A 13,926-nucleotide genomic window follows, 5' to 3' on the forward strand; every position below is an offset into this window, starting at 1 on the left:
TCAAAAAAAACGCCATATATGGTGTGTCAAGGTCTAGCCTAACACTAGATATAGGTATTATTATCTCACCCGTACTAGCCACCACGCACATCCACCACATAACAAAGACAATATTCTCTGGGAGTTAAAATGAGTCAGGATCTCGCCGCACCCGAAGCAACAACAAGAACAAAAATCGCTTTCCAGGATGCCTCCATGGATATCTGGGATAAAAAATACCGCCTTAAGGACAAGCGCAACAATCCCGTTGACGAGACCCTGGCAGCTACCTACTCTCGAGTGGCCAAAGCTCTGGCTTCCGTAGAAAAGGGCAAGAAGAACCAGAATCTCTGGTTTGAAAAATTTCAGTGGGCTCTGGAAAACGGCGCCATTCCCGCAGGCCGTATTATTTCCAACGCCGGTGCCGAAGCGCACAAGCCTGCGACCTCCACCATTAATTGCACCGTATCAGGCACCATTCCGGATTCCATGAAAGGCATTCTGGAAAAGAACGTGGAAGCTGGCCTGACTCTGAAAGCAGGTTGTGGTATCGGTTACGAATTCTCCACCCTACGTCCCAAAGGCGCTTACGTATCCGGTGCGGGTGCGCACACCTCTGGCCCGCTGTCGTTTATGGATATCTTCGACAAGATGTGTTTCACCGTGTCCTCTGCCGGTGGCCGCCGTGGTGCCCAGATGGCGACCTTTGATGTCAGCCACCCGGACGTGCTGGAATTTATCCGCGCCAAGCGTGAAGACGGTCGTCTGCGCCAGTTCAACCTGTCGCTGCTGATCACCAACGAATTTATTGATGCGGTTCGCAATGAGCAGGATTGGCCGCTGTCGTTCCCGATGACCCAGAAAGATCTGGAGAGCTGCGATGTGGATCTGGATAACCCCGAGCAGGTGATCTGGCGCGAAGTGCCCAACCCCGAAGGCTACATCAATAACGATGAGGGCCTAAGTGCCTGTCGCATCTACAAAACCATTCCGGCCCGTCGCCTGTGGGATGTGATCATGTCCTCCACCTACGACTTCGCCGAGCCGGGTTTTATCCTGATCGATCAGGTTAACGAGATGAACAACAACTGGTTCTGCGAACAGATCCGCGCCACCAACCCCTGTGGTGAACAGCCTCTGCCTCCTTATGGCAGCTGCCTGCTGGGTTCCGTGAACCTGACCCTGTTCGTTGACAAGCCATTTACTCCGGAAGCCCAGTTCAACTGGGACAAGTACCGCGAAGTGGTATCCATCTTTACCCGTATGCTTGACAACGTGGTGGAGATCAATGGCCTGGCTCTGCCAGAGCAGCGCGCGGAAATCGCCAACAAGCGTCGTCACGGCATGGGCTTTTTGGGTCTGGGCTCTACCATGACTCTGCTGGGTATTCCCTATGGCAGCTCCGCATCCATTGCGTTCACCGAGCAGATCAGCCGCGAGCTGGCCATCACCGGCTGGAAAACCGGTCTGGAACTGTCCAAGGAAAAAGGCGCCGCACCGGTAATGGATCAGGAATTTGAAGTGACCCCGAGCATGCTGCGTCACCGCCCGGAAATGGTCGACGATGGCATCAAGGTCGGCGACAAGGTGCTGGGTAAGGTATTGCACGCCAAGTACAGCCGCTACATGCAGAAAGTGGCTGAGGAAGAGCCGGAACTGGTAGCCGAGCTGGCCGAAGTGGGCTGTCGCTTTACCCACCACTCGTCCATTGCCCCGACCGGTACCATCTCCCTGTCTCTGGCCAACAACGCCAGTAACGGTATCGAGCCAAGTTTTGCGCACCACTACGCCCGTAACGTGATTCGTGAAGGCCGCAAAACCAAAGAAAAAGTGGATGTATTCTCTTACGAGCTGCTGGCCTATCGCCATCTGGTGGACGAAAGCGCCATGCCGGGCAACCTGCCCGACTACTTCACCACCACCGACGATGTGGAACCGAAGCAGCACGTGGATGTACAGGCCGCGGCACAGAAATGGGTGGACTCCTCCATTTCCAAAACCATTAACGTGCCGACCCAGATCGACTACGACGCCTTTAAAGGCATCTACCTTTACGCCCACGAAAGTGGTCTCAAGGGTTGCACCACCTTCCGCTTCAACCCGGAAGCCTTCCAGGGCGTTCTGGTACGTGAAGAAGATCTTGAGAACACCACCTACAAGTTCAACCTGGACGACGGCACCGTGCTGGAACTGAAAGGTAATGAGGAAGTTGAATACGACGGTGAGATTCACACCGCCGCCAACCTCTACGACGCATTGAAAGAAGGCTACTACGGTAAGTTATAAACCGGGCAAGCTATAAAGCTTGTCCCTGCTAACACTTGCGAACACACACGTAGAGCACCAGAACAAGAGACTAAGACAATGTCAGTAAAAATCGATAAGAAGATCACCGGCTTTGCCGTTAAAAATGAGGCGGATGACGCCGCCAAAGCTGCCGAGGCCGAAGCCGCAGCAGCCAAAGAAATTGAGCACATGCATGAAAATGTAGGCCGCCCCGACGTATTGATCGGCTCCACCTACAAGATCAAGCCGCCCATGTCCGACCACGCGCTGTACATCACCATCAACGACATCGTATTGAATCCGGACACCGACCACGAAATGCGTCGCCCCTACGAGATCTTCCTGAACTCGAAGAACATGGATTACTTCCAGTGGGTAGTTGCCCTGACTCGCGTAATCTCCGCGGTATTCCGCAAAGGTGGCGACGTTACCTTCCTGGTGGAAGAAATGAAGAACGTATTTGATCCAAAAGGCGGTTACTTCAAGCCCGGCGGTCGCTTTATGCCATCACTGGTGGCTGAGATGGGTTACGCCATTGAGACCCACATGAAGACCATCGGTCTGCTGCAAAGCGAGGATATGAGCGAGCATCAGCGCCAGATCCTCGACGAAAAGCGTGATGAATACCTGGAGAAGAAAGGTGAAACTGCCAAAGACGGCGACTTTCCAGAATCCGCCCAGCTGTGCATGAAGTGTCACACCAAAGCCGTGATTCTGATGGATGGCTGCATGACCTGTCTGAACTGTGGCGACTCCAAGTGTGGTTAATCGTCTCTTAGACGCTTAACTCGAAAAAAGGCAGCACTCGCTGCCTTTTTTTATTTATATTTCACAAATAATCCAGCACCATACAAATAGCAGCAGCCAAGGAAACTCAGTACTCTAAAGACTTAAACATAGCCAGACTCTTCTCATATTATGAAAAGCAAACAAAAAAGTGTCTATGCGGTTTATGCGCTCTCCTTAGTAACCAATCTTCTGATTGTTTACGTTATCTATGCTCAATTTAATGGGGTGCAGTCCCTCACCCGCTTATGGAATGATAATGCGACCGGCAACCTGACCAGCGCCACCACTCTGGCTGAAATTGAGCGCAACCTTGGTTATGTCGGCTTTATTCACCACTTCAAAAATTATGTCATCCGGGGCACAGAGGAATACTACGAAAAAGCCGAGCTTAGCTATCAACACACCAGCAATGCCATCACCGCCTTCAAACAGCTCCCCATCAATGACGACGAACATCAAGTCATTGCAATTATTGAGAAAACTCTCAACGACTACCATCAGAAACTGCAACTGATTCACTCTGTCAGTGACGAATTTTCAATCACCGAGCTGGATCAAAAGGTTAAAATTGATGACGCTCCGGCAGAACAGGCACTGAATACATTGCGTTCACACATTCTGCCAAGGCTCAAACAACAGCAGGCGATCGCCGATGACATGGCTGTCGGGCTCAACATCAAAAGTATCTATCTGGCGAGTCTGCTGATTCCAACGATCCTGATTTCCAGCCTTATCACCATTCGTGTTTTTCGTCGCCTCGACGCCACAAGCAAAGAACTCGTCACCATTTTCGACTTGTCACCTGACGCCATCATCTACACGGATATTGATGGCAATATACTCAAGGCGAACAAAGCCACAGCCAATATGTTTGGCTACACCATCGAGGAAATTCAGTCGTTACAACTCGAAGACCTAATCGAAGAACACCTGCGCGACAAACACAGATCCCTTAGAACTGGCTTCAGTCAAAAGGAACAGTCCAGACCCATGGCAGGACGCGAACTCAAGATTCAAGGGGTCCGCAAAGATCAATCACTGATAGAGCTAAGCATAGACATTGCAGCCAAAACCATTGATGGCGATATTCGAAGTGTCTGTGTTGTCAAAGATATCACCCATCAAAATCAGCTTAAAATGGCCGCTGAGAAGGACCACCTGACACAACTGGGTAACCGCCGCTTTTTCGATCAAACACTCAACACCGAACTGAGCCGCAAGCACCGTGAAAGAACGCCACTGTCGCTGCTGATGATCGATCTGGATCATTTCAAACTACTCAATGACAACGAGGGGCACGTAGCCGGTGACATCGCTCTGAAAAAAGTAGCGGACTATCTGCAGCAACAAACCCGCTCCTACGACCACCTGGCTCGCTGGGGTGGCGATGAATTTGTACTGCTTTGCCCTGGATTATCCCGAGAAGATGCCATCCATCATGCCGAACGAATTCGTGCCGGATTTGAAGGCATGCCGATGGACGGCAATATCCGGCTGACCCTCAGTATCGGTGTTGCCAGCGCGTGTGAAGAATCCAGCACCACGTCAGAAGATCTGCTGAATTCAGCCGATAAGGCGGTTTACAACGTTAAAAACAATGGCAGAAATCACGTTAAGCATCACGATCATATCTAGGCTGATATAAGACGCAAACTACGATCAGATCAAAAATCCTTCCCTGTAAATAATTCTATACTGGGCGTATAAGCAATAATGACCGAGGGATTTATGAGCAAACCAACCGAAGCAGAATACAAACAAGCCATGGCTGAAGTAGCCCGTATGCGGGAAGCCGGAGAAGACCCGGAGCATGTAGCCAAGACACTGCTCAATCTCGACTATCGCTTTAAACATCTTGAACACGTCTATGAAGCCCTGGAGCACTGGCTCAATTCCGGTCAGGCGGCCAATTAGCACACCAATCTGATGATGGCACTGGAAAAGTACCGCAGCATCAATCACGTGCTGGGCGAGCGACGAGATGACTATGTTGGTTAATAAGTGCCGGCTAACAGGGATCCCTCGCGGTCGCCCGGGATGACAAATTTGAATTGATGTTATTCTGACGACCCCAGAAAGGAAGAATCTCTGTCTATCCCTGACGATACTCACTGGGGCTCTTGCCGCACCAGCTTTTAAAAGCACTGGAAAAAGAGCTTTGATCACCGTAGCCCAACAGGAAAGCAATGTCGGTAATACCCAGATGCTGATCGGCAAGATAATTAAAAGCCAACTCCGAACGAACCGTCTGTAAAACCTGGGAAAACGGGCTGTCGCGCTCCCCCAACCGTCGCTGCAGGGTGCGGCGGGACACTCCCAACTCTTTTGCCACCGCATCAATTCCGGTCTCACCGGTAGGCAACAATTTCATCAGGCAACTCTTCAGCTCAAGCAGGAACTGGTCACCATCGTCGCCCTCGGACCTAAAGAGATGTTGCACCTGATGGCTTACCGCCTGATTCAGATCGAAACCGGTTTTGGTCAACGGGTAATCAAGTGACTGACTATCGTAGTACAGGCAGCTGAAAGGCTGATCGAAGTGCAAATTGTCACCAAACAGAGTCTTTAACAAACCTGTATCGGCTGGCTTTGGGTAGGTAAAACAGGCCTTCTCAACCCGTATTGGCTGAACGCACAGGGTATCGATAATATAAGCCGAATTGGCCAATACCATGTCGCTCAAAAATCGATGTGAGCGGCTCTCTTGTGAGAGAGGAACCCAGTTGAGGCAAATCACCTCACCCTGCCGCTTCACCTTGACCTCACCGATATCACCGGCAAAGCGCAACAGACTGGGCATCAGATTCAGGTACTCCCGAAACGTACGACAGATGGTCCCCATATACAATTGCAGATTGAGTCCATTGGTGTAAAACACCCTACCCGTATAAAGACCAACATCATCGCTGGCGGATTCCCTCACCAACAGATCATAAAATTCAAATACGCCAGTAATGGGTATGCGGCTCTCTGGGTCCTGTAACTGCGAAGATTCGATACCCACTTGCTGCAACAGATCTTTGGTCGGCAAACCCAACATATTGGCCACCTGAACCAGACTGTTGACGGTAGCGGCATAAACGGACCATTGCGGATTGGGGACAGGCATCGAAAACCCAAAATTGTGACAGGAGGCTGAATTCTAAACCAACGACTGAGGTTCAAGAAGAACAAAATGCCACAGAATCCGGGATTCAAATGTCACTATCCCGCCGAGGTCGCCCATGTCACAGGCCCTATCAAATTTGTGCGTTGCCGGTCTGATGCTATTGCTGGCATCAGTCACAACCGCTGGTGAGCAAGAATCACCTTCGCGCAGCCAAAAACTGGAGGTCTACAGTAAAATGCAAACCCTCTGCGACCGTTGGAGCCGTTGGTACAAACGCGATCGCAGTGAAAATGCCCGGATCAATATGAACATCTCCTGCCGTGATGCCGCCCGCTATGCCAGCAATGAACTGGCCATGACCGTCGCCACTCCCAAACATATTGCGGCCAAGCCCAGCAAACCCAGAAACACCAAACCCAATGCCAGATTACTCAGCGCCCGAAAACTCGAGCGCGATTACACCGGCAAACCGAAATGCAGTCGCTGGCAGGAACAAGTCGATAATATCCAACGCAAACTGCGCGGCGGCTACAGAGAACCCCAGGGCAACAAATTGCGGGAAAAAAGACGCAATCTGTGGCGCCTGCTGCGGGATAATTGTTAAGCCAGCTTAACTATTCGCGTTTTTAGCCGATAACCTGATACCAGTAGCAATGAGTATCAATGGCAGGAACGAACATGAGCCTTTCGAAGCGGCAAAAAGCGTTATTTGGATTCCTATTTATGGCAGCGCTTGTCACTAACGTTTTCGCCATCTATGCCTACGCAACCCACCATACTCCGTCCACGGCAACAGCAACAAAAGCCATGGTCACCACGCCCTTTCACACCACAAAAAAGGCTGCCAACCAGCTCACCATGAACGAGTACACCTTTATTGATGCCGAACAGGACTGTCTGACAAAAGTAAGGGATGGACGCGCCATTGATCAAAGGGCCGCTCTCTATGTGGATTCACGTTCCACCATCAGCGAGCCACGCTTTTCCCGGTATCGGGTTTACATAAAAGACAGTCAGCAGATCAATGACATCTATGAATGCTATGCGGACTTAACCGACAACCGGGTTACCGTGGGCCACATCCGCTCTACCCTTGGCAGTTAATTCCCTACAAGCCCCGCTGCCATTCCTGCCTCAGAGGGATGACACCCGGGCGTTCAATGGCAGTTTGAACCTGATCGAGCAGTGCTTGCTTGTCCTTGCCCAAAACGCCTTTAAGTACCAGATAATTAGAGGCGTGATCACTGCGAAAGATGGTCTTATTCAATTCCAGTTCCGTCAGTAGCACCTGCATTTCACGAAACAACTCCATCTGTTCCAGCTTGCGCCAACGACCATTGAAGGGGGCGGCAAAGCGCTCACTGCCCATGGGAAACTCAACCACCAGCGTCGACAGATAATCCGGTTGCGCGGCGTTCATCAGCCGCGCCGAATTGCGGGCATGCTGCTCACTCAGCTCCGGCCCGCCCAGACCATTAAGAATCATCACCGAGCTCTTCATGCCCGCCTGCTTGATCTTGCTCAGCGCATCGAGAGAGCTCTGGAAGGTTTCACCTTTCTCAATCAACTCGAGCAACTCATCATCGCCGGTTTCACAGCCGACATACATCAGGCTCAATCCCAGATTTTGCAGGACCTGCAAGTCTGCTACGGATTTGTTTTTGAGGTTGCGAGGCAAACAATAGGAGGAAATGCGTTGCACATCGGGAAAGTAGTCATTGATGAGATGCAGAATCTCTTCCAGACGGCGCACGGATAAAGTCATTGCATCGCCATCAGCCAGAAATACCCGTTTTACAGGGTAGCCCGCCTCGGCCAGCGCTTTGAGCTCCTTTTCCAGCTCCGCAATGGGCTTGGGACGAAAGCGCTTCTGTTCCGCCGTGTACATATCGCAAAAGGTGCACTTATTCCACGAACAGCCGTTGGTCACCTGAAGAATCAGGGAGCGGGCTTCACTGGGCGGTCTGAAAACGGGCTCAATATAATGCAAGGGGTACATGCTCGGGTCTCCTGAATCGGCCGGGCGACATGATACAGGATAGCGCGGCTATTTTGCCTTGGATGCCAGTACAAAAGCCTCAAATTTTTTATCGACACCATAGATGTGACGCGTCAGCCACTCCGACAGAAACAGGGATAATGAGGCTCTGAGGGTATCGTCAAAATCCCGGTGGCTGGCCACCATCTGGTCCAGCTCTACCCGAAACTTATTGTGGGCCTCAATGTGAGCGACTCTGTCAGGGTAATCCAGTATCTCCATGTAGGTCTCTTCCAGAGCGAAATGATTCTCGGCGTACTGCTGCAACCGGGCGAAGACCCGGCCATCACCGGCACAGGTTTCAATCTGATCAATCAGGTCAAACAACTGCTGATGCTGGGCTTCCTGCCAGATCAGATCACTGGTTTTTCTGCGTGAGACCATAATGACGCCCTAAAGCATAAACCACTCTTTATCAGTCTAGACCTTCAGGTCATGCCCGGATACAACAACAGCCATGACGCTGGTTTAAGGCAAATCCACGGCAGCACAGCCACTTGATAGACAAGTCATAAAAATGGATAATACTGTACATATATACAGGTATTTTATTGTGACTGCTATTTCCATAATTTCCGAACACGAAGCCAGAGAAGCGCTCAGCCTGCCCTGCTATGGCACCCGGGTACCCGCAGGCTTCCCGAGCCCGGCCGATGACTATATGCCGCGCAAACTCGACCTGAATGAGTATTTGATTCAACACCCGGCGGCCACTTTCTACTGCCGGGTAAACGGCGAATCCATGCAGGATCTGGGCATTATGGACGGTTGTTTGCTGATCGTAGATCGCGCCGAACAGTATCAGAACGGCTCGATCGTTCTGGCCGCGATTAACGGGGACATCACCTGCAAAATTCTCGACACCGGGCAACGCAAACTGCGCAGTGGCAACCCAAAATTCCCCGCCATAGACATTCCGGAAGAACTGGATGTCATTATTGAGGGCGTCGTGATCCACGCCATTAACAGCTATGCTGGCACTGGTCGACTGTAATTCCTTCTATGCCAGCTGCGAGCAGGTATTCCGTCCGGAGCTGCGCGGCAAACCGGTGGTGGTTCTGAGCAATAACGACTGCTTTGTGGTGGCTCGATCACAGCAGGCCAAAGAATTGGGAATCGGCGATCTGGTCAATTTTTTCAAGGTTGAACATATTCTGCGTGCCCATCAGGTAGCCATTTTCAGCAGTAACTACCCCCTATACGGCGACATATCGAGCCGGGTCATGCAGATCCTCAACACCTTTTCCCCCCGTCTTGAGGTGTACTCGATCGATGAAATGTTTCTCGATCTGCAGGGGCTGCAAGACAATCTTATTAACTACGGCCACAGCATCAGGCAAACGATCTGGAAGCAAACCCGCATCCCGGTGGGGGTTGGCATAGCCCCCACCAAAACTCTGGCCAAGCTGGCCAACCACGTCGCCAAGAAACACCGTCAGGCAACCGGAGTCTGCTTGCTCGACACCCCCGACAAATGGCAATGGGTACTCAGACGCCTGCCCGTCAACAAGGTATGGGGGGTCGGATCTAGACTCAGTAAGCGTCTGGCGGAACTGGCCATCTACTCGGCCTGGGATCTGGCCACGGCGGATACCGCACAAGTGGGACGCCATACCAGCATCAATCTGGAGAGAACCATTGCCGAGCTCAACGGCGTTTCCTGTCTGGATCTGGAGGAACTGCCACCGGCCAAAAAACAGATTTACTGCTCGCGCGGGTTTGGCCAGAAACTGAACCAACTCGACCAGATTCTGCAGGCCGTGTCACTTTATGCCCGCCGTGCAGCGGAAAAACTTCGAGGCCAGAGCCATCTGGCCCAAGGGCTTCAGGTATTTCTGCAACCGGTCACTTCCGACATCGGCCAGCCCGGTCGCAGTATGACCATTCGGCTCGAGTATCCGACGGATGACAGCCGCACCCTCACTCACGCCGCCAAACAAATCGTGCGGAACATTTATGCGCCCGGCTATCAGTACATAAAAGCCGGTGTCGGCCTGATTGACTTAATCGACAAAAAACATTTGCAGCAGGATTTTTGGCAGCCCGCCATGTCAGATCAGCTGATGCACGTGATCGACTCCGTCAACAGCCGCTATGGGAAAGGTACCTTGCATCTGGCCTCTGAGGGATTCAGCAAAAAATGGTATATGAAACAGCGCTATACCTCACCGGCCTACACCACGGAATGGCAAGACCTGCCCAGTATCCGGTGCTCCGATTAGCGCTGCGTCAACTGCCGCCGATATTGTCCGGGAGGCAAAACGCTGCCAAGAAAGATAAACCAGCGTGCCAGAAGCGACATTATGGGCCTTGAATAATAATGGCATCCGACCGCCACGCCGTATTACAATGTAATACATCAATTCCAAGGAGATGAGTTTATGAGTATAACCAGTGTCCGCCTGACTGATGATGTAGAACGTCCCCTTGAACACCTTTCAAAGAAAATGGACAGAAGCAAAAGTTATCTTATAAATCAGGCTGTTAGAGAGTTTTTGGCACGCCAATCTATCGAGGAGAGCCGCTGGGAGCAGACTCTTGAAGCAATTGATTCCATCAACAAGGGCAATGCTGTTGATGAAGACGACGTAAATGCCTGGCTAAATAGCTGGGGCACAGAACAGGTAATGGATTCGCCAAAAGTATGAAGTTGGAATATTCGCCTCAATCCATTTTGGATTTGCAGCGCCTCCATGATTTTGTTGCCGATAAAAACCCCTTAAGTGCACGCAAAATTGCTATTGAGATTCAGGAAGCCGCACAAAAACTGAAGAGTTTTCCCCAAATAGGCCTTCCTGTTTCACGTGCTGATGCCTCTAAAAACATTCGCGACCTCTATGCCGGAAATTACACAATAAGATATTTGGTTTCTACAGATGAGGTTATTTCAATTTTGCGCATTTGGCACAATAAAGAAGAGGAAAAGGATCTGTAAATAAGCGGTTACCTATCCATCAACTGTCGCCGATATTGTCCGGGAGGCAAACCGGTCCACTGCTTAAAAGCACGATTAAAAGTACTTTGTTCGGAATAGCCTAACAGCAGAGCAATCTCCACCAGACTCAAGCCCTGCTGCTGCAGATAGCGCGCCCCCAGGTTCTCCCGCAGCCCATCGAGCAGTAACTGATAGGATAAATTGAATTGCGCCAGACGTCGCTGCAGGGTTCTTGGCGACATACTCATGGCGCGAGCCACCTCATCAATCGTGGCGCTGGCTCTGGGGATCAGTCGCAACAACACCTCCTGCAACTGCTGTAAAAACGGCGTCCTGTCGGCCACCACTTCACTGAATGCCTGAGCCTGCTGAATCTGCATGGAGCGCAAACCCGACGGCAAGTCGCCCTGCTCGGTCTGACAGGCCTGTTGATAATCGATGCTGATACCGGGATTTTCCGAACCAAACTCAACCGGACAACCAAAAAAGGCCTCGAACGGAGCAACGTTCTCCGGTCTGGATTCGGTTAAAGCCACCTTTAATAAATTTATCCGGGTGGGAAAGCGCTGTCGGGAAAAACAAACCAGCGTGGCCAGAGCAACCCGGACAAACAAGCCATTGGCATCGCCCAGACGATCCGGCCAGGACAGGGTATAGCAGCCATCAGCAAGCTTCAGCTGACTGAAGCGCACGCCGTAAAAACGCTGCTCACAGCGACTGTAGGTTTGCAAAGCCTCGGCCGGTGTCTCACAGTTGAGTACCAGATAACCCAGCACCCCCACATTGGCCAGAGTGGCTCTGCCGCCAATTTCCAGCCCAAAGTGAGGCTCGTTACTGTAGACCTCCGCTCGCGCCAGCAGCGCTTTCCACTCTTCTACCGGCAGACTGTCACGCCGGGATGCCTGTACCAGATCATTGACCAGAGAAACGTCATTGATGGCTTGCTTATCCAGCCACTCTTTGAGGATCAACGTAAACGCCCCGGACACTCTGATGATCAAAACTACCCCTCCGCACCACAACAAAGTTGGCGTGATATGCCAATATTGGAAGATTCAGGTTGCCTACTATGCCTTAAACGCAACGCGGATTACCAACAACAATCACTCACTGTAACCCTCAAACCGAAACAAGAGACGACCCTATGAGCATTACCGTAACCCCATCAGGGCAGGCCTGTGGCGCCGAAGTGCGCGGCGTTGACCTGACCCAACCGCTGTCCGAAGAGCAGATCACCGAGATCAAACAGGCCTGGTCCGAGCACCATGTTTTGGTGTTTCCCGATCAGGATCTCAGCGATGATGATCTGGAATCATTTACCCGGTATTTTGGCAATCTCGACGATGACCCCTTCTTTCGTCCCATTGAGGGTCGCCGCTATATCGCCGCCATCCACCGTTACGCTAATGAGACCACTCCGATTTTTGCAGAATCCTGGCACGCCGACTGGAGCTTTAAAGAGCAACCACCCATCGGCACCTGCCTGATGGGCGTAAAAATTCCCCCCGAAGGCGGCGACACTCTGTTTGCCAATCAGCATCTGGCCTACAAAAATATGCCCGATGAACTGAAAGCAAAAATTGATGACCTGATTGCCATCCACTCAGCCAAACTCGCCTACTCCCCTGAAGGCCTGTATGGCAACCCGGACCCAGACGCCAGAAGCGGAATGAAACCGATCATCTCCGACGAAGCCTACAAGACTCAGAGTCACCCGCTGGTTATGACCCACCCCGAGAATGGCCAAAAAGCCATTTATGGCTGCATTGGTTATACCCTGGGCATTGAGGGCATGAGCCAGGAAGATGCGGCTGAATTACTGATGGAGCTGCACCAGTGGCAAACCAGCGAAGGTAATGTCTATCGCCATAAATGGCAGGAAAACATGCTGATCATGTGGGATAACCGCTCGGTACTGCACGCCGCCACCGGCGGTTTTGAAGGCCATGAGCGCCTGTTGCATCGCACCACCATCTGGCCGCAATAGGGAATCACGCCATGAGCAACGCCATAGCAGCGATCAGCAAGACCATTTCCGAACGTCGACCACTGCCGGACCTGTGCTGCGATACTCTGGAAGACGGTTATCGCATGCAAAAAGCGGTGACCGCCAGCATCAACGACAATCTCGCGAAAGACCTGAAGGCCGGCGTCACCAATGCCGCCATGCAACAGCAATTGGGGCTCTCTGCTCCCTTGCTGGGTACACTCTACCAGCGCGGCAAGCTTGCCAGCGGTTGTGCGGTGGCGGTAGTCAAAGGCCAGCAACTGGAATTTGAAATAGGTGTTATGGTTGACGATCAGGGGCAACCCACCCATCTGGTCCCCACGGTGGAAGTGGTGTATCTGGCCTTCGAAGATCCCAGCGACTTCAGTATCGCCAATGTCGTGGCCGCCAATCTGGGCGCGGATCGCCACATCATCGGCAATGCCATTCCCTGGCAGGAAACACTGAGTGACATTGTCATCACCGTTTATCGCGACGGTCAGGAAATCGCGACGGCCCGCAACGAGTATTCTTTTGGCACACCGGCTGATGGGGTTCGCTGGATGGTTAATGAAGCCCGGCAACGAGGCCTGTGGCCATCAGCCGATCAGAGACTGCTGATGCTGGGAACCTGCGGTCAGGCAATTGACGCAGAGGCTGGTGATTACCGGGTTAAATTTGAGAAACTCGGTGAGGTAAACTTTACCGTGACGGAGCAATAGAAAGGTGAGCACCGTAGCTAATTAATGAGGTAGATCCGGCCTTATGTGGAAGGATGGAATCATAAAAGTCTTTGGGTGCAA

16 protein-coding genes are annotated in these 13,926 nt (G+C 51.8%); 12 read left to right on the forward strand and 4 right to left on the reverse strand.

From position 1 onward, the window contains the following. Positions 1 to 129 precede the first annotated feature (129 nt). The 4 genes from ACPXV9_RS06040 to ACPXV9_RS06055 all read left to right on the forward strand — a co-directional run bounded on the left by ACPXV9_RS06040 (position 130) and on the right by ACPXV9_RS06055 (position 4,968). Positions 130 to 2,265, forward strand: a complete 2,136-nt coding sequence (locus ACPXV9_RS06040; protein WP_423895481.1) for an adenosylcobalamin-dependent ribonucleoside-diphosphate reductase — start codon at positions 130 to 132, stop codon at positions 2,263 to 2,265. Positions 2,266 to 2,343: 78 nt separating this feature from the next. Continuing rightward, on the forward strand, positions 2,344 to 3,033 hold the full coding sequence (locus ACPXV9_RS06045) for an NrdJb (protein ID WP_423895483.1): 690 nt from the start codon (positions 2,344 to 2,346) through the stop codon (positions 3,031 to 3,033). Positions 3,034 to 3,183: 150 nt separating this feature from the next. Next, positions 3,184 to 4,689: a GGDEF domain-containing protein gene (locus ACPXV9_RS06050; protein WP_423895485.1), complete on the forward strand. Its 1,506-nt coding sequence runs from the start codon at positions 3,184 to 3,186 to the stop codon at positions 4,687 to 4,689. Between the two features lie 93 nt (positions 4,690 to 4,782). Continuing rightward, positions 4,783 to 4,968, forward strand: a complete 186-nt coding sequence (locus ACPXV9_RS06055) for a hypothetical protein (protein WP_423895487.1) — start codon at positions 4,783 to 4,785, stop codon at positions 4,966 to 4,968. A gap of 178 nt (positions 4,969 to 5,146) precedes the next feature. Here the strand turns inward: ACPXV9_RS06055 and ACPXV9_RS06060 are convergent, their stop codons facing one another. Continuing rightward, entirely contained in the window at positions 5,147 to 6,163 is a 1,017-nt protein-coding gene (locus ACPXV9_RS06060; protein ID WP_423895489.1) for an AraC family transcriptional regulator ligand-binding domain-containing protein, read from the reverse strand. Between the two features lie 115 nt (positions 6,164 to 6,278). Here ACPXV9_RS06060 and ACPXV9_RS06065 point away from each other — a divergent pair, with 115 nt between their 5' ends. Next, positions 6,279 to 6,767: a hypothetical protein gene (locus ACPXV9_RS06065; protein ID WP_423895490.1), complete on the forward strand. Its 489-nt coding sequence runs from the start codon at positions 6,279 to 6,281 to the stop codon at positions 6,765 to 6,767. 119 nt (positions 6,768 to 6,886) lie between these two features. Continuing rightward, positions 6,887 to 7,267, forward strand: coding sequence for a hypothetical protein (locus ACPXV9_RS06070; RefSeq protein ID WP_423895492.1), 381 nt, complete (start codon positions 6,887 to 6,889; stop codon positions 7,265 to 7,267). A gap of 4 nt (positions 7,268 to 7,271) precedes the next feature. Here ACPXV9_RS06070 and ACPXV9_RS06075 read toward each other — a convergent pair whose 3' ends face one another. Together ACPXV9_RS06075 and ACPXV9_RS06080 are read right to left on the reverse strand one after the other, a co-directional pair. After that, complete coding sequence (locus ACPXV9_RS06075) at positions 7,272 to 8,162, reverse strand: radical SAM protein (protein ID WP_423895494.1); 891 nt, start codon at positions 8,160 to 8,162, stop codon at positions 7,272 to 7,274. A gap of 48 nt (positions 8,163 to 8,210) precedes the next feature. Then, positions 8,211 to 8,585: a hemerythrin family protein gene (locus tag ACPXV9_RS06080; protein WP_423895496.1), complete on the reverse strand. Its 375-nt coding sequence runs from the start codon at positions 8,583 to 8,585 to the stop codon at positions 8,211 to 8,213. A 169-nt stretch (positions 8,586 to 8,754) separates the two neighbouring features. Between ACPXV9_RS06080 and ACPXV9_RS06085 the strand changes: the two genes are divergently transcribed. From ACPXV9_RS06085 to ACPXV9_RS06100, 4 genes are all read left to right on the forward strand, one after another. Continuing rightward, complete coding sequence (locus ACPXV9_RS06085; RefSeq protein ID WP_423895498.1) at positions 8,755 to 9,195, forward strand: LexA family protein; 441 nt, start codon at positions 8,755 to 8,757, stop codon at positions 9,193 to 9,195. Continuing rightward, positions 9,173 to 10,423, forward strand: a complete 1,251-nt coding sequence (locus tag ACPXV9_RS06090) for a Y-family DNA polymerase (protein ID WP_423895500.1) — start codon at positions 9,173 to 9,175, stop codon at positions 10,421 to 10,423. Before ACPXV9_RS06085 ends, ACPXV9_RS06090 begins: the two co-directional genes overlap by 23 nt. 159 nt (positions 10,424 to 10,582) lie before the next feature. Beyond that, entirely contained in the window at positions 10,583 to 10,849 is a 267-nt protein-coding gene (locus ACPXV9_RS06095) for a CopG family ribbon-helix-helix protein (protein WP_423895501.1), read from the forward strand. Continuing rightward, the gene (locus ACPXV9_RS06100; RefSeq protein ID WP_423895503.1) at positions 10,846 to 11,136 is read left to right on the forward strand and encodes a type II toxin-antitoxin system RelE/ParE family toxin; all 291 of its coding nucleotides are present in this window, start codon (positions 10,846 to 10,848) and stop codon (positions 11,134 to 11,136) included. The genes ACPXV9_RS06095 and ACPXV9_RS06100 overlap by 4 nt, the downstream gene beginning before the upstream one ends. 8 nt (positions 11,137 to 11,144) lie before the next feature. Here the strand turns inward: ACPXV9_RS06100 and ACPXV9_RS06105 are convergent, their stop codons facing one another. After that, complete coding sequence (locus ACPXV9_RS06105) at positions 11,145 to 12,137, reverse strand: AraC family transcriptional regulator ligand-binding domain-containing protein (protein ID WP_423895505.1); 993 nt, start codon at positions 12,135 to 12,137, stop codon at positions 11,145 to 11,147. 143 nt (positions 12,138 to 12,280) lie between these two features. Between ACPXV9_RS06105 and ACPXV9_RS06110 the strand changes: the two genes are divergently transcribed. After that, entirely contained in the window at positions 12,281 to 13,123 is an 843-nt protein-coding gene (locus ACPXV9_RS06110; RefSeq protein WP_423895507.1) for a TauD/TfdA dioxygenase family protein, read from the forward strand. Between the two features lie 11 nt (positions 13,124 to 13,134). Then, positions 13,135 to 13,845: a hypothetical protein gene (locus tag ACPXV9_RS06115; protein WP_423895509.1), complete on the forward strand. Its 711-nt coding sequence runs from the start codon at positions 13,135 to 13,137 to the stop codon at positions 13,843 to 13,845. Positions 13,846 to 13,926: the final 81 nt, after the last annotated feature.

Source organism: Candidatus Pelagadaptatus aseana (assembly GCF_040362265.1).
In the GTDB taxonomy this organism is placed as follows: domain Bacteria; phylum Pseudomonadota; class Gammaproteobacteria; order Pseudomonadales; family Cellvibrionaceae; genus Pelagadaptatus; species Pelagadaptatus aseana.